Origin of the sequence: Microbacterium sp. BG28, assembly GCF_034044005.1 — a bacterium.
Classification (GTDB): Bacteria; Actinomycetota; Actinomycetes; order Actinomycetales; family Microbacteriaceae; genus Microbacterium.
Map to the genome: position 1 here is coordinate 630,101 of NZ_JAXCHA010000002.1, position 14,486 is coordinate 644,586.

A 14,486-nucleotide genomic window follows, 5' to 3' on the forward strand; every position below is an offset into this window, starting at 1 on the left:
CCGGCCCGGTAGGCTGGGCGGTATGCCGCAGGTGCTGGATTTCTCCGACGTCGTCGTCCGCCGCAATGCCAAGGACATCGTCTCCCATCTGGACTGGCAGGTGGATGGCGACCAGCGCTGGGTGGTCCTCGGCGCGAACGGCGCGGGCAAGACCACCATCCTGCAACTCGCCGCGACCCTCGACCACCCGACCTCCGGCGCGGTGACCATCCTGGGTGAGCGTCTCGGACGCACCGACGTGTTCGAACTGCGTCCCCGTATCGGATTCGCCTCCAGCGCGATGGCCAAACGCATCCCCACCGAAGAGACGGTCCTGAACGTCGTGCTGACCGCAGCCTTCTCCGTGCTCGGACGCTGGAACGAGCAGTACGACCGCATCGACGAGCGCCGTGCGCTGCGTGTGCTGGCGGAGTGGAAGCTCGATCATCTCGCCGATCGCACCTTCGGCACGCTGTCCGACGGCGAACAGAAGCGCGTCCAGATCGCCCGCGCCGTCATGACAGACCCCGAGCTGCTGCTCCTCGACGAGCCGACCGCGAGCCTCGACCTCGGCGCCCGCGAGGAGCTTCTCGAGCTGCTGAGCGGCTACGCGCAGGCGCCCACGACGCCGGCGATGGTCATGGTCACGCACCACGTCGAAGAGATCCCGGTCGGATTCACGCACGTGCTGCTGTTGCGTGCGGGGGCCGTGGTCGCGTCGGGGCCGATCGCCGAGACGCTCACCGCCGAGAACCTCTCCGACACCTTCGGCATGCCGATCGTGGTCACCGAGGCCGACGGCCGCTATGCCGCGCGCGCGGCACGCTGAGCGCCGGATGCGGCGAAGCGCCGCTCCTCCTGTTAGACTCGTCTTTTGGTGCTTCCGGCACCGCAGACTTTCCTCCGAAGCACTCCCGCAAGGAACATCCATGAAGACTGACATCCACCCCGACTACCGCGACGTCGTGTTCCGCGACCTCGGCTCGGGCGAGACCTTCCTCACCCGCTCGACGGTCTCGAGCGACAAGACGATCGAGCTCGACGGCGTCGAGTACCCCGTCGTCGACGTCGAGATCTCGTCCGCCTCGCACCCGTTCTACACGGGTAAGCAGCGCATCATGGACTCGGCCGGTCGCGTCGAGAAGTTCAACCAGCGCTTCAAGAACTTCGGCGCCAAGTAAGACGCCATCACGCACGAAGGGCCCCGCGTTCTCGCGGGGCCCTTCGTGCGTGTCTCACCGGATCGGCCAGCGTCCGTCGACGGGATCGAGTGGATCGATGCGGCCGATGCGAACGAAGTACTCGGTGAGACTCTCCGCCTGAGACCTCGCCCACGCGATCTGGTTCGTGTGGAGCTCTGCGACGGCCGCCGGCAGCAGATCGCCATACCTCTCGCAGAGGGCGAGCGCGACCCTTCCCGCGGCGACCGCATCCGCTGCGGCTTCGTGCGCGCCGTCGAGAACGACCCGATAGTGCTCGGCGACGACGCTCAGCGTGCGCTTGCCTCGACGATACGTGTCGAACGCCTTGTCGAGCACCAGCGGGTCGATGACGGGAGACGGGTCTTCGATCGGCGGCACGGAATGGCGGGCGGCCTCGTATCGCAGCAGGGAGAAATCGTACGGGGCGTTGTAGGCGACGATCGGCGTGCCCGCTGCGAAGAGCTCCGAGAGTGCGGCGCACACCTCGGCGACGACCTCTGGAGCGGGACGCCCGTGGGCTCGGGCGTGCGCGGTGGAGATGCCATGCACGGCCTGCGCACCCTGGGGGATCTCGACACCCGGATCCGCGAGCCACGAGCGTGCCCGGATCACGGATCCGGTCTCGTCCAGGACGCCGACGTGCGCGGTCACGATACGGTCGCGGGTCACATCGACGCCGGTCGTCTCGAGGTCGAAGACACCGATGCGCCTGACCCACTCGGGAGAACGTGGTGTCAACTCCTCGAGGTCGAAGAGCGCCTCGGGGGCGCCGGCGGCGACGGGGTGGTCGGACATGCGATCACGCTACGGGAGACCACCCCCACGCCCCGAGGACCACGCCGGGCGGGACGTACACTCGAACGGTGACAGCGCCGCATCCCTATGCCGACAAGCTCGCGCCCATCCCCGTGCAGCGGCGCACCGCCGAGGTCCTGGGCGGCGAGACCGTCTACTGGGAGTACGGCGACGAAGAGGCCCACACGACGCTGCTGCTCGTGCATGGCTTCCGCGGTGACCACCACGGGCTCGAGCCGGTCGTCGCCAACCTGCCGGGCTTCCGGGTGATCGCCCCCGATCTCCCCGGCTTCGGCGAGACCGCACCCGTTCCGCACCGCGTCCACGACCTGGAGCTCTACGCGGAGTGGTTGCGTGGTTTCGCGCACGAGGTCGCGGCAGGGTCACCGATCCTCGGCCACTCGTTCGGGTCCATCGTGGCCTCGGCGGCCGTGGCGGAGGGGCTCCCGACGGATCGACTCGTGCTCGTGAACCCGATCGGAGCGCCGGCGCTGGAGGGGCCTCGCGGGTTCCTCACGCGCCTCGCGGTGTTCTACTACCGTGCGGCGGCGCGTCTGCCGGCGCCCATCGGTGACGCGCTGCTGCGCAACCGCGCGATCGTGCGGGGAATGAGCATCGCCATGGTCAAGACGCGTCAGCCGCTGCTGCGACGGTTCGTGCACGACCAGCACGACCGCTACTTCTCGCGCTTCGCCGACCGCGACGTCCTTCTGCAGGCGTTCGTGGCGTCCGTCTCTCACGATGTGCGGGAGTTCGCGCCGCGCATCTCGCAGCCCACGCTGCTCGTTGCGGCGCAACTCGACGACATCACGCCCATCGAGGCGGAGCGCGCTCTGCGCCGGCTGTTCCGCGACGCGGAGCTCGTCGAGATCCCCGGTGTCGGCCATCTGATCCACTACGAGACCCCCGAGCCGGCGGCGGTCGCGATCAGTCGCTTTCTCGCGCCTTCCGCTGACGGTACGCGTTGACGTTCATCCGGTTGCCGCAGTTGCCCGTGTCGCAGTAGCGCTTGGACCCGTTGCGTGAGAAGTCGACGTAGACGGCCCCGCAATCGTCGGCCGAGCAGACGCGGATCCGCTCGTACGCATCGGCGCGGATGACGTCGACGAACGCCATCGCCGCCTCGATGAGGATGCGGTCGGCAAGGGGACCGTCGTCGGGCGTGGCATGGATGTGCCAGTCGTATGCGTCATGGCGCACGAGGCGCGGTACCGCATTGCTCTCGTGCAGCATGGCGTTCACGAGGGGCACCGCGGAGTCACGATCGAGGGCCCAGAGCTCTCGCAAGCGCGGCCGGATACGGCGGATCGCCTCGAGTTCCACGGGGTTGAGACGGATCGTTCCCGAGTAGGGGTGCACCTGCAGATACGCGGCGAGATCGTCCAGATCGACCAGGCCGTCCACGTCTGGCGAAGCCGTGCCCGGCAGGGTGTTCACCATGTCCGCGGTCATGACCAGGGACGAGCGGGTGTCAGGGGTGAAGATCAAGTTGACTCCTGACTGCAAGGGGGATAACGTCACCAGCGTTCCTCCACTTTACTCCTGACATCCGGAGACGCCGATGGTCGCCCAGACCTCCTCACTCGCCGTGGCCCAGCCCCTTCCGGCGCCCGGCCGGCGTGTCGCGGGACTGACCGTCGGACTCGCTTCGGCGCTCGCCTTCTCGTCCAGCGGCCCTGTCGTGAAACCGCTCATCGAAGCCGGTTGGACGCTGGGCGCGGCTCTCCTGGTCAGGATGTCGCTGGCGGCGCTCATCCTGTCGCCGGCTCTCGTGCGGGCCGTGCGGCGCCGGCCGGGACTTCTGCGGCGGCAGTGGCCGATCATCGTCGGGTTCGGTCTGACAGGCGTTGCGGGTTGCCAGATCTTCTACTTCGCCGCAATGCAGCGGATGCCGGTGGCCGTCGCGCTCCTCGTGCAGTACCTCGCCCCCGTGCTGCTCGTCCTGCTCGCATGGGTGCGCACGCGTCGTGCGCCGTCCCGACTTGTGCTCACGGGCTCGGCGGTTGCGATGCTCGGTCTCGTACTGGTGGTGGACATCGCGGGAGCGCGCTTCGACCTTCTCGGCACGATCTTCGCGCTCGGCGCGGCGGTCTGCGTCGGTGCATACTTCCTGCTGTCCGAACGGACCGGCGAAGAGCTGCCGCCCCTGGCCCTCGCGGCGGGCGGATTGATCGTGGGCGCCGCTCTCATGACCGTCCTCTGCGCCACCGGCCTGTTGCCGTTCTCTGCCCCGGATGTGTCCGTCGCGCTGGCGGGATTCGAGCTCCCGGCGTGGGCCGCCATCGGCTGGGTCGGCGCCGTGGCCACGACGCTCGGCTACGCCCTCGGGGTGATCGCCGTGCCGATGCTCGGCTCTCGGCTCGCATCCTTCGTCGGGCTGTCCGAGGTGCTCTTCGCGCTGCTGTTCGCCTGGCTGCTCCTGGGCGAAGCCCCCGGCCCGGTGCAGATCCTGGGCGGGGTGGTCCTGATCGTGGGCGTGGTGCTGGTGCGGATGGACGCCTCTTCGGCGTCCGTGCACGCGGTCGGATCTAGCGCTGTGGTTGCGCCAACGCCATGAGAGGCGTCACACGATAGGGGATCACCTCGTCCATGACGAGGGAGGTCTCCGTGCGCTCCACCCCGCTGATAGCGAGGATGCGGGCATCCGTGTCGAACAGGTGCTGTGCGTCGCGACAGGCGACACGGACGAGCAGATCGACCGAACCCGCGAGGCCGTGCGCCTGCAAGACCTCTGGAACCTCCGCCAGTTGTTCCCGGATCCGCGGGAGTTCGTGCTGTCGCACGGTGACGCTGACGTATGCCTCGATGGGGAAGCCGAGCGCCCTCGTCGAGAGGGCGCGCTGGTAGCTGAGGAACGCTCCCGTGCGATCCAGGCGCGCGAGCCGAGCCTGGATGGTGTTCCGGGACAGCTGAAGGCGCTCGGCGAGAGCGACGACCGTTGCGCGATGGTCGTCAGCGAGGGCGCGGAGCAGCTCGATGTCGATACGGTCCAAGGCGGGCATGATGCGCAACGCTAGCAGCAGTAGAGAGCGACGTTTGCGCATGTTGCGCGGCGGAGGTCACGACGCAGTGGGGCTCGGCGACGCACCCTGCGTCGTGAACAGACCCAGTCCGTGCGCCTTGAGGATGTTGTACGCGTCGGCGTAGGTCTCCGGCTCCGGGGCGCCGCTCGGGCCGTAGCGCTCCAGAAGAAGTCCGAGCAGGCCCTTCGCGGGCGACGTCAGCGGCTTGTCGGAGGTGCGGATCTCCTCCAATTCGTCCTCCTCGAGCAGAGGCGGCACATAGGCAGGGTTCACCGTGGGCCAGGTGGACGGGTGACGGGGCTCGGTCAGGTTGGTCGCACTGAACAGGGTCCGGGCGCCGCGGTCGCGATCGGTCAGTGGTTCGAGGCCGTGTAACCGGCAGAGGGTCGCGATGACGGCCGCGTGGTGGATCTCCTCGTTGATCACCGTTCCTGCTCTCGTGTACGCCGACACGGCGATCGCGGGCACTCGCGGTCCGAGCCGATCGAACCGGAAGCCCATCTCGCCCTCTGCCGCCTCGGGGTCCGGAGGAGTGGCCCTGGGCGGGACGACGTGGTCGTAGGTGCCGCCGTGCTCGTCGAACGTGATGAGCAGGAGGGTGTTCAGCGCGTTGGAGCCCTCACTGCTGTCGGAGGTGCGGATCGCGTCGTAGACGCTCGCCACCAGTGCTTCTCCGGCGCGCACGTCCGACACCGCCGAGTCGAACACGGGGGATCCGTCGACCTCGCTTCCGCGCACGACGCCGAAGGGCGGATGGAAGTCGTTGTGGTTGTAGACCATCCGCGGCTCGATGAACGCGTAATCGGGCAGGGCGCCGGCTTTGGCATCCGCGAAGAACCGGTCCATGTATGCGAAGTGGTCGCTGCGCCAGTACTTCTCCAGCACGGGCGCATGCATGACACCCGTGAGGGAGACCAGCTGCTGTTCGTCGAAGTAAATGCGCCAGCTGCGACCCGCCTCCTCCAGGCGGTTGAAGATCGTCGGGGCCGGAGCCGCATCCAGCCACTTGCTGTAGCCGCCGCCGCCACGATTCGTGACGAAGCCGTGCGAGGTCGAGGCATGGAAGAAGGAACGGTTGCAGTACGTCTGGCTGGGCACGGCGCAGTGCCAGTGGTCGTAGACCGCGAACCCCTGAGCGAGCGTGGAGAGTACCGGCAGCATCGCGGGCGAGAATCCGCCCATGATGACGTCGGTGTCGGCGGGAGACGGTTCTCTGCCCTTGCTCGTTCGTCGATAGTTCGCGACGTAGTCGCGCACGAAGCCCCGCATCGTCGGGGTGCTGCCCGCGGACGGGGCATTCCACGGAGCGCGAAGCGGACGGTGCCAGGAGGTCTCGTTGGATGCAGGGTCGACCGTGCCGAAGATCTGGGTGTTCACGTGGGGATACGTCTCGCCCGGATCGGGGTCGGGCGAGCACATGATGTCATCGGTGCTACCTGTATAGACGTGCGCAGGCACGGTGCGCCCATCGGGAGCGGGGTTCGAGTATTCGCCGAACGCGAGACCGTCGAAACGGGCACCGGCGGGGAGCGTGTCGGGGGTGTAGAGATGGCCGAGAAGGTTGTCGAACGACCGGTTCTCGCCCATGAGAACCACGACGTGGGCGAAGCCGGGCTCGTTCGCGGCGCGTGACGGACGCGTCGAGGCCTGCACCGTCGCCGCCCCCGCTCCGGCGGCTCCTCCCAGGGCCAGTCCGCCGAGGGCCAGCCCACCAACTCGGAGGAAGTCGCGCCGGGAGGCGGCTCCGGATTCCGGGTTCGGAACGTTCCTCGGTCGACGGCTCATGGTGTGAGCCAGGCTACGGCATCGTCGAGTCGATGCCTCGGCTCAGACGGACGAGTAGGAGAGCAGGCGCAGCACGCCGTTCTCCCACGAGAATTCCTGCGCCGATCCATTGCCGAGCCGGTCGCCGTCGGCGGGAAGCTGTTCGTCCGTCGCGAAGGCCAGCACCTCGCGGATGAGGGCGCCGTGCGCGACGGCCACGACGACGGGGGGCACGGACTCCACCGAGGCATCGCTGATGACCCGCGCCACGGCACGCAGCGCCCGCTCTCGCAGCTGCTCGCGGGTCTCGGCGCCCGGCACCCGGGCGTCGGGCCCGCGTCCCCAGCGTTCGGTGAGCTCATCGATGGACACGCCTTCGGCTTCGCCGTACGAGCGCTCACGCAGCTCGGGATAACGGCCGGTCACGGGCCGCTCCAGGATCGCCCCGACGATGTCCGCTGTCTCGGCTGCGCGCTGCAGGTCGCTCGAGACGAGCACGACGGGCATATCCGCGTCGAGCCGGTCGCGCAGGAGGAGGCCGGCCTCGCGCGCCTGGGCGCGTCCGGTGTCGTTGAGGGGGATGTCAGTCGCGCCCTGGATGAGGCGCGCGCGGTTCCAGTCGGTCTCGCCGTGGCGGATGAGGATGAGGTGGGTCACAGGCCTGTCAGGGTGTCGAAGCGGAGTCAGCGTCGGCGGGGAAGAGCCTCGGCCAGAGCGGTGAGCACCTCACTCGTCCCGGCGTCGACCTTGACCGTCGCCCGGGCATCGGCCCGGGTCTGTCCGCGGTTGACGATGACCACCGGAAGCCTACGTCGCCGGGCGCGCTCGACCAATCTGATTCCGGAGTTCACGACGAGCGAGGATCCTGCCACCAGAAGAGCGTCGGCGCTGCGCACCAGCTGTTCGGCCTCGCGGAACCGCTCGGCGGGGATGAACTCGCCGAAGAAGACGACGTCCGGCTTGAGCACGCCTCCGCACACACTGCATTCGGGGATGCGGAAACCGTCCACCTCGGCCCCCGCGACGTCGCCGTCGGGACCGAGCGGCAGCTCTTCCGTCTCGCTGAGCCACGGGTTGTCCGCCTCCACCCGTTCGGCGAGATCTCGCCGGTCGAACACCTGCCCGCACTGGAGGCAGCCCACGCGGCGCATCGTGCCGTGCAGCTCGACCACGCGGCGAGACCCGGCCCGCACGTGCAGTCCATCGACGTTCTGCGTGATGACGCCGCTCGTGATGTCCGCCGCCTCGAGTTGGGCGAGGGCGCGGTGGCCCTCGTTGGGCTGGGCCGCGGCGAAGCGCCGCCAGCCGAGGTGGCTGCCCACCCAGTAGCGACGTCTGGCGCTCTCCTCAGCGAGGAACTGCTCGACACTCATGGGCTTGCGCACCGGTGCGCCCTGTCCGCGGTAGTCCGGGATGCCGGAGTCGGTGGACACCCCGGCGCCGGTGAGGACGGCGACCCGTCGGCCGGCCAGCGCGTCGATCGCGCGCTCCAGCTGCGTGAGAGCGGTCGGATCGGGTTCCGTCACGAGTGGCACAGTACCTCCTGCTGCCGAGCCTACGCCTGCCGGTTTGCGGGCATGTTTCGTCGCCGGCGTCCGAGGCTGGTTAGCTGGCTGGGGAGGACGTATGCACCTGGAAGAGATCACCGACCCCGACGACCCGCGCCTGCACGACTACCGCAACCTCACCGACGTCGCACTGCGGCGGGTGTCGGAGCCGGAACAGGGTTTGTACATCGCGGAGTCTGCGAAGGTGATCGCTCGGGCGATCGCGGCCGGTCACCGACCCCGATCCGTGCTCGTGCAGCAGAAGTGGGTCGAAGAGGCGTCGGCGCTCCTGGCGCACTCGGACGCGCCGGTGTACGTGGTCCCGTCTGAGGTCGCCGAGTCGGTCACGGGATACAGCGTGCATCGCGGCGCGCTCGCGGCGATGCACCGGCCGCAGTTGCCGGATGTGGCCGACCTCCTGCGGAACGCCCGCACGGTACTCGTCCTCGAGGACATCGTCGATCACACGAACGTCGGCGCGGCACTCCGCGCGGCTGCGGGCATGGGCGCGGATGCGGTGCTCGTGACCGAGCGATGCGCGGATCCGCTCTATCGGCGCAGCGTGCGTGTCAGCATGGGCACGGTCTTCCAAGTGCCGTGGACCCGCCTTCCGGCGTGGCCGGCGGCGCGCGACCTGTTCGACGACGCGGGGTTCCACCTGGCGGCTCTCGCTCTCGCGGACGACGCCGTCGCGCTCGAGACGTTCGCGGCGTCGAGGCCCGAGCGGGTGGCCTTGCTGCTGGGCGCAGAGGGCGACGGCCTGAGCCGTGGCGCGCTCCGCGCGGCCGACACCGTGGTGACGATCCCGATGTCGGGCGGCGTCGACTCGCTCAATGTCGCGTCAGCGGGCGCCGTGGCGCTCTGGGCGCTCGCTCACCCGCCCGCGGGGTCCTGATCGTCGATGCGCGCCACGCGCGACGCTTCCGGACGCTTCGCCGTCACGTGGTCTCCCGACGACTGGTGCCGCAGACGACGCAGCACCCAGGGGACGAGGTAGGTCCGCGCCCAGACCAGGTCGTCGGCTCGGGCTGCACGCCAGTTCCGCACCGCGATCGGCGCGGGCTGCATCGGGGTCAGGTCGTTGGGGACGTTGAGAGCCCGCAGCACCATCCGCGCGACCTCGTGATGCCCGAGGGTGTTCAGATGAAGGCGGTCGTCCGCGAAGAAGCGTGTGTCCTGGATCTCCTTCAGACCCCACTGGTCGGCGACGATGCAGTCGTACCGGTCGGCGATCGCGCGCAGGTTCTCGTTGTAGATCGCGACCTTCCCGCGGAAGCCACGGAACACCGGGGAGAAGTTCGTGTCGATGCCCGTGAACACGACGACGGTCGCGCCGGTCGATGAGAGCCGGATGACGGCGTCCTCGAACTGCTGCGAGATGTCGTCCGGGTCGGTGCCGGGGCGGATGACGTCGTTGCCTCCCGCGCAGAAGCTGATGAGGTCGGGGGAGAGGGCGAGGGCGGGCTCGATCTGCTCCGCGACGATCTGGCCGATCAGGCGGCCGCGCACCGCAAGGTTCGCATACGCGAAGTCGTCGACGCCGGCGCCCAGCACCTCGGCGACGCGGTCCGCCCAGCCGCGGTTGCCGCCCGGGGACTCGGGTGAGGGATCGCCGAGTCCTTCGGTGAAGGAGTCACCGATGGCGACGAAACGCCGCCACGGATGTCTCTGATCGTTGGCAACGTAGGGCGTGCGATGGGGCAGAGCCGATTCGGTCGTCATCGTTCCTCCTGACCTCTCAGCGTAGCCCCGGGTCCTGAACGAAGGTCGGGGCCGGGTGTCCGCGATCTCGCCTATCGTGGATTCTCGCGTTCGAGAACGGAGGTGCGATGGACGACGAGCGGGAGACGACCATCGGCGCCGATCGAACCGACGAACACGGGGCCGAACACATCGGCAGTTTCGCCGCCGAGCATCTGTCGCCGACGTATCCGCAACGAGCTCCGTGGGGAACCGCTCAGCGTCTGCGCGCCTGGCAGGCTGAGGCTCTCGACCAGTACTTCTCGCTGGACGGTCCGGACGGCGTCGGCAAGGGACCGCGCGACTTCCTGGCCGCGGCCACGCCCGGCGCCGGCAAGACGACTTTCGCGCTGCGTCTCGCAAGCGAGCTTCTGCGCCGTGGCGTCGTCGACCGCATCATCGTGGTCGCTCCGACGGAGCACCTCAAGACGCAGTGGGCCGACGCGGCGTCACGGGTGGGCATCCGCCTCGATCCCCACTTCAGCAACCGCCACACCGTTCCGGCCCGGCAGTACCACGGCGTCGCCGTGACGTATGCACAGGTGGCGGTCAAGGCATCCGTCCACCAGTACCTGACCATCGAGAAGCGCAGCCTCGTGATCCTCGACGAGGTGCATCACGGCGGCGACGCCCTCAGCTGGGGCGATGCACTGCGCGAAGCGTACGGCCGCGCCACTCGCCGGCTGCTGTTGTCCGGCACACCCTTCCGCTCCGATACCGCCCCCATTCCGTTCGTCGAGTACCACCCCGATGCCAAGGGCAACCGCATCTCCCGGACCGACTACGCATACGGCTACCGCCGTGCGCTCGAAGACGGTGTCGTGCGGCCCGTGCTCTTCATGGTCTACGCCGGGCACATGCGATGGCGCACCAAGACGGGCGACGAGATGGAGGCCCAGCTCGGCCAGGACAACACGAAGGACATCACGTCTCAGGCGTGGCGCACGGCGCTCGCCCCCGAGGGGGAGTGGATCTCCGCCGTGCTGCGCTCGGCCGATCGGCGTCTCTCCGAGGTGCGGGAACAGGTGCCCGACGCGGGCGGCCTCGTGATCGCGACCGACCAGACGGCGGCACGCGCGTACGCCGACATCCTGCAGCAGATCTCCGGAGAGCCCGTCACCGTCGTCCTCTCCGACGAGGCCGAGGCATCGTCGCGCATCGAGACGTTCTCCGCTTCCGATTCTCGCTGGATGGTGGCGGTGCGGATGGTGTCCGAGGGAGTCGACGTGCCTCGCCTCGCTGTCGGCGTCTATGCGACGTCCGCCTCCACGCCGCTCTTCTTCGCGCAGGCGATCGGGCGTTTCGTGCGTGCTCGGCGTCGCGGTGAGACCGCGAGCGTGTTCCTTCCCAACGTCCCGCAGCTTCTGACGCTCGCCAACGAGATGGAGCGCCAGCGCGACCACGCGCTCGACCGCGAGAGCGACGCGGAGGACATGTGGGATGCCGAAGAGGACATGATGAACCAGGCGGAGCGCGAGGACTCCGCATCCGACGCGCTGACCGAGGAGTTCGCGTACCAGGCGCTCGGCGCCAACGCCCATTTCGACCGTGTGCTGTTCGACGGCAAGGAGTTCGGACAACTCGCCGTGCCCGGCACCCCGGAGGAGGAGGAGTTCCTGGGTATCCCCGGGCTGCTCGAACCGGAGCACGTGCACGAACTCCTGATGCAACGCCAGGCTCGTCAAGGACGCCATCGCTCCGCGCGGGAAGCGCGCGAGGCGGCGGGGGAGCAGGAGCCGCCGAGTGACATCCCCGCGCCCCTGCACCGCACCCTCAAGGAGCAGCGGCAGCTGCTGAACAGTCTCGTCGGGCTCTACGCACGACAGAGCGGCGAGGCGCACGGCGCCGTGCACACCGAACTGCGTCGACTGTGCGGCGGTCCAGCCGTCTCGCACGCGACCGTCGCCCAGTTGCAGGCTCGGATCGAGCTGCTGCGCAAGCGCGTCCACAGCTGAGAAGCTCTCTGCAGCCGCGCGCGGGACACCCCGCGGACAACGAAGAAGAGGGCCCCTTCCGGGACCCTCTTCTGTCACTGTGCGCGAGGGGGGACTTGAACCCCCACGCCCTATACGGGCACTAGCACCTCAAGCTAGCGCGTCTACCTATTCCGCCACCCGCGCAGTGTTTTCGTCGCTTTCGCAACGAGGAGCAACGTTACCACGTCCCGTGTCCGGTCGTTAATCCGGGACGCCCCGCGTGTGTCGCGCGTCACGGGACGGACACACGGAACGGGTAGCCTGAACCCCATGACGGACGCGACTGCCGGGGGCGCGCCCGATCTGCCCGAGGTCGCGCGGATCGCGCGAGACCTCATCCGGATCGACACGACGAACTACGGTGGTGGTCGTGCCGTCGGCGAGCGCGAGGCCGCCGAGTACGTGGGCGCCTACCTGGAGCAGCTCGGTCTCGAGACGCAGTATTACGAGCCGGTCGCGCGTCGGACGAACGTGTTCGCCCGCGTGCCCGGGAGAGACCGCACCCGGCCGGCCCTGGTCGTCCACGGTCACCTCGATGTGGTGCCCGCCGTGGCGGACGATTGGAGCGTCGACCCGTTCGCGGGCGTCGTCCGGGACGGGATGCTGTGGGGGCGCGGCGCGGTGGACATGAAGAACATGGACGCCATGATCCTCACCTCGGTCGCGGAGCTTGTGCGAGCAGGTCGACAGCCCGAACGCGATCTCGTGTTGGCGTTCTTCGCCGATGAGGAGAACGGCGGTGTGGAGGGCTCATCGCTGGTCGTCGAGCACCGGCCCGACATCTTCGCCGGCGCGACGGAGGCGGTCAGCGAGGTCGGCGGTTTCTCCATCGACGTCGGCTCCCGACGGGCCTACCTCCTGCAGGTGGGGGAGAAGGCGCTTATCTGGTTGCGATTGGTGGCGCGCGGTGCAGCCGGCCACGGCAGCAGGTTCCACCCCGACAACGCGGTGGTCCGCCTCGCGGAGGCCGTCGCGACCCTCGGGCGCACCGAGTGGCCGCTGCGCCTCACCGACACGACCGAGCGATTCCTCGCCGAGATGTCCCATCTCACGGGCACCGACACCTCCGACCCCGATGCGCTGGCGGACGCGGCCGGGCCCGCATCCGCATTCCTTCGCGCGAGTCTGCGCACGACGGCGAACGCGACAGCACTCAGCGCGGGCTATAAGCACAACGTGATCCCCGACCGCGCCGAGGCGCTGATCGATGTCCGTGTGCTGCCGGGAACCGAGGATGCGGCGCTGGCGGACATCCGACGCATCGTCGGCGAGGGGATCGAGATCGAGACCGTCGTGCGCGACGTGGGCCTGGAGACGACGTTCGAGGGGGATCTCGTCGACCGGATGGTCGGAGCCCTCGCGCGTCACGATCCCGAGGCACCCGTCATCCCGTACCTGCTCGGCGCGGGCACCGACAACAAGGCTCTCTCTCGTCTGGGGATCACCGGCTACGGGTTCGCGCCGTTGCGCCTTCCGCCGGGCATGGATTTCACCGGTATGTTCCACGGTGTCGATGAGCGCGTCCCGATCGATTCGCTCGTGTTCGGGCAGCGCGTGCTGACCGACTTCCTCCGCACCTGCTGACCCGTCATCCGATAAGGCGAAAGGCCGTCGATGCAGAATTTCCTCGAAGCGCTCCTTCTGGGCCTCGTCCAAGGCCTCACCGAGTTCCTTCCGGTCTCCTCGAGCGCACATCTCGCGATCCTCGGAGCCTTCCTGCCCTCCGCTCAGGATCCGGGCGCGGCGTTCACGGCGATCACGCAGATCGGAACCGAGGCGGCGGTCGTGATCTTCTTCTGGAAGGACATCGTCCGCATCATCTCGCACTGGTTCGGCTCCTTCACCGGACGCGTACCGCGTAACGACCCCGACGCGCGGATGGGCTGGCTGATCATCATCGGGTCGGTGCCGATCGTCGCGCTGGGGCTCTTCTTCCAGGATCAGATCGAGGGAGTGTTCCGCTCGCTCTGGCTGGTGGCGGGCATGCTCATCTTCTTCGGTGTGCTCCTCGGCATCGCCGATGCCGTGGGCGCACACCGCCGCAAGCTCAAGGACCTCACCGTCGGCCACGGCATCGTCTTCGGTCTGGCGCAGTCGCTCGCCCTCGTGCCGGGGGTGTCGCGCTCCGGTGGCACCATCACCGCGGGTCTCTTCCTCGGCTACGAGCGCGCGGCAGCGGCGCGGTACGCGTTCCTGCTCGCGATTCCGGCGGTGTTCGGCAGCGGCTTCTATCAGCTGTTCAAGGTGGTCCGTGAGCCCGAGGTCGACCCGGTCTTCAATCTGTGGGAGACGGGGGCCGCGACGGTCGTCGCGTTCTTCGTCGCGCTCGTGGTCATCAAGTACTTCATGGCGTGGATCTCGAAGCGCAGCTTCCTGCCGTTCGTGATCTACCGCGTCGCGTTGGGTGCGTTCGTGATGATCATGCTCGCCACGGGCGTCATCGCCGCCTGATCGCGTCCC

General features: G+C 68.7%; 15 protein-coding genes and 1 tRNA gene. 8 read left to right on the forward strand and 8 right to left on the reverse strand.

What is annotated here, in order from left to right; all coding sequences use genetic code 11:
• Positions 1–22 precede the first annotated feature (22 nt).
• Positions 23–808, forward strand: coding sequence for an ABC transporter ATP-binding protein (locus SK224_RS08925; protein WP_320434363.1), 786 nt, complete (start codon positions 23–25; stop codon positions 806–808).
• Positions 809–908: 100 nt separating this feature from the next.
• Entirely contained in the window at positions 909–1,160 is a 252-nt protein-coding gene (locus SK224_RS08930) for a type B 50S ribosomal protein L31 (protein ID WP_137417031.1), read from the forward strand.
• 54 nt (positions 1,161–1,214) lie between these two features.
• Here SK224_RS08930 and SK224_RS08935 read toward each other — a convergent pair whose 3' ends face one another.
• The gene (locus SK224_RS08935; protein WP_320434364.1) at positions 1,215–1,976 is read right to left on the reverse strand and encodes an exonuclease domain-containing protein; all 762 of its coding nucleotides are present in this window, start codon (positions 1,974–1,976) and stop codon (positions 1,215–1,217) included.
• Between the two features lie 68 nt (positions 1,977–2,044).
• On the opposite strand from SK224_RS08935, the gene SK224_RS08940 reads away from it, so the two are divergent.
• Positions 2,045–2,944, forward strand: a complete 900-nt coding sequence (locus tag SK224_RS08940) for an alpha/beta hydrolase (protein ID WP_320434365.1) — start codon at positions 2,045–2,047, stop codon at positions 2,942–2,944.
• On the opposite strand, the gene SK224_RS08945 is transcribed toward SK224_RS08940, so the two are convergent.
• Positions 2,904–3,464, reverse strand: coding sequence for a CGNR zinc finger domain-containing protein (locus tag SK224_RS08945; RefSeq protein ID WP_320434366.1), 561 nt, complete (start codon positions 3,462–3,464; stop codon positions 2,904–2,906). The genes SK224_RS08940 and SK224_RS08945 overlap by 41 nt on opposite strands.
• A gap of 73 nt (positions 3,465–3,537) precedes the next feature.
• On the opposite strand from SK224_RS08945, the gene SK224_RS08950 reads away from it, so the two are divergent.
• Positions 3,538–4,533 (forward strand): DMT family transporter, encoded by a 996-nt coding sequence (locus SK224_RS08950; RefSeq protein ID WP_320434367.1) that lies wholly within the window; start codon positions 3,538–3,540, stop codon positions 4,531–4,533.
• Here the strand turns inward: SK224_RS08950 and SK224_RS08955 are convergent.
• The 4 genes from SK224_RS08955 to SK224_RS08970 are packed head-to-tail and all read right to left on the reverse strand — an operon-like array spanning position 4,505 to position 8,289.
• Complete coding sequence (locus tag SK224_RS08955; protein WP_274288197.1) at positions 4,505–4,978, reverse strand: Lrp/AsnC family transcriptional regulator; 474 nt, start codon at positions 4,976–4,978, stop codon at positions 4,505–4,507. The two genes, SK224_RS08950 and SK224_RS08955, sit on opposite strands and share 29 nt — an antisense overlap.
• A 57-nt stretch (positions 4,979–5,035) precedes the next feature.
• A complete protein-coding gene (locus SK224_RS08960) occupies positions 5,036–6,784 on the reverse strand; it encodes an alkaline phosphatase family protein (RefSeq protein WP_320434368.1) in 1,749 nt (582 codons plus the stop codon).
• Between the two features lie 42 nt (positions 6,785–6,826).
• Positions 6,827–7,420 carry a histidine phosphatase family protein gene (locus tag SK224_RS08965; RefSeq protein ID WP_320434369.1) on the reverse strand — a complete coding sequence of 198 codons (594 nt, stop codon included), beginning with the start codon at positions 7,418–7,420 and terminating at the stop codon, positions 6,827–6,829.
• A gap of 26 nt (positions 7,421–7,446) precedes the next feature.
• The gene (locus SK224_RS08970; RefSeq protein ID WP_320434370.1) at positions 7,447–8,289 is read right to left on the reverse strand and encodes an NAD-dependent protein deacetylase; all 843 of its coding nucleotides are present in this window, start codon (positions 8,287–8,289) and stop codon (positions 7,447–7,449) included.
• Positions 8,290–8,389: 100 nt separating this feature from the next.
• Between SK224_RS08970 and SK224_RS08975 the strand changes: the two genes are divergently transcribed.
• Entirely contained in the window at positions 8,390–9,205 is an 816-nt protein-coding gene (locus SK224_RS08975) for an RNA methyltransferase (protein WP_320434371.1), read from the forward strand.
• On the opposite strand, the gene SK224_RS08980 is transcribed toward SK224_RS08975, so the two are convergent.
• A complete protein-coding gene (locus SK224_RS08980) occupies positions 9,184–10,032 on the reverse strand; it encodes an SGNH/GDSL hydrolase family protein (RefSeq protein ID WP_320434372.1) in 849 nt (282 codons plus the stop codon). The two genes, SK224_RS08975 and SK224_RS08980, sit on opposite strands and share 22 nt — an antisense overlap.
• Positions 10,033–10,139: 107 nt before the next feature.
• Here SK224_RS08980 and SK224_RS08985 point away from each other — a divergent pair, with 107 nt between their 5' ends.
• Positions 10,140–12,005 (forward strand): DEAD/DEAH box helicase, encoded by a 1,866-nt coding sequence (locus SK224_RS08985; protein ID WP_320434373.1) that lies wholly within the window; start codon positions 10,140–10,142, stop codon positions 12,003–12,005.
• 80 nt (positions 12,006–12,085) lie between these two features.
• Here SK224_RS08985 and SK224_RS08990 read toward each other — a convergent pair.
• Positions 12,086–12,170, reverse strand: a tRNA-Leu gene (locus SK224_RS08990).
• A gap of 126 nt (positions 12,171–12,296) precedes the next feature.
• Between SK224_RS08990 and SK224_RS08995 the strand changes: the two genes are divergently transcribed.
• On the forward strand, positions 12,297–13,610 hold the full coding sequence (locus SK224_RS08995) for a M20/M25/M40 family metallo-hydrolase (RefSeq protein WP_320434374.1): 1,314 nt from the start codon (positions 12,297–12,299) through the stop codon (positions 13,608–13,610).
• 30 nt (positions 13,611–13,640) lie between these two features.
• Positions 13,641–14,477 carry an undecaprenyl-diphosphate phosphatase gene (locus SK224_RS09000; RefSeq protein ID WP_320434375.1) on the forward strand — a complete coding sequence of 279 codons (837 nt, stop codon included), beginning with the start codon at positions 13,641–13,643 and terminating at the stop codon, positions 14,475–14,477.
• Positions 14,478–14,486: the final 9 nt, after the last annotated feature.

Bases quoted from the DNA above. Each gene is read 5' to 3' on its own strand.
- SK224_RS08925 (WP_320434363.1), top strand. From the start codon at position 23: ATGCCGCAGGTGCTGGATTTCTCCGACGTCGTCGTCCGCCGCAATGCC.
- SK224_RS08930 (WP_137417031.1), top strand. From the start codon at position 909: ATGAAGACTGACATCCACCCCGACTACCGCGACGTCGTGTTCCGCGAC.
- SK224_RS08935 (WP_320434364.1), bottom strand. From the start codon at position 1,976: ATGTCCGACCACCCCGTCGCCGCCGGCGCCCCCGAGGCGCTCTTCGAC.
- SK224_RS08950 (WP_320434367.1), top strand. From the start codon at position 3,538: ATGGTCGCCCAGACCTCCTCACTCGCCGTGGCCCAGCCCCTTCCGGCG.
- SK224_RS08955 (WP_274288197.1), bottom strand. From the start codon at position 4,978: ATGCCCGCCTTGGACCGTATCGACATCGAGCTGCTCCGCGCCCTCGCT.
- SK224_RS08960 (WP_320434368.1), bottom strand. From the start codon at position 6,784: ATGAGCCGTCGACCGAGGAACGTTCCGAACCCGGAATCCGGAGCCGCC.
- SK224_RS08975 (WP_320434371.1), top strand. From the start codon at position 8,390: ATGCACCTGGAAGAGATCACCGACCCCGACGACCCGCGCCTGCACGAC.
- SK224_RS08980 (WP_320434372.1), bottom strand. From the start codon at position 10,032: ATGACGACCGAATCGGCTCTGCCCCATCGCACGCCCTACGTTGCCAAC.
- SK224_RS08985 (WP_320434373.1), top strand. From the start codon at position 10,140: ATGGACGACGAGCGGGAGACGACCATCGGCGCCGATCGAACCGACGAA.
- SK224_RS08995 (WP_320434374.1), top strand. From the start codon at position 12,297: ATGACGGACGCGACTGCCGGGGGCGCGCCCGATCTGCCCGAGGTCGCG.
- SK224_RS09000 (WP_320434375.1), top strand. From the start codon at position 13,641: ATGCAGAATTTCCTCGAAGCGCTCCTTCTGGGCCTCGTCCAAGGCCTC.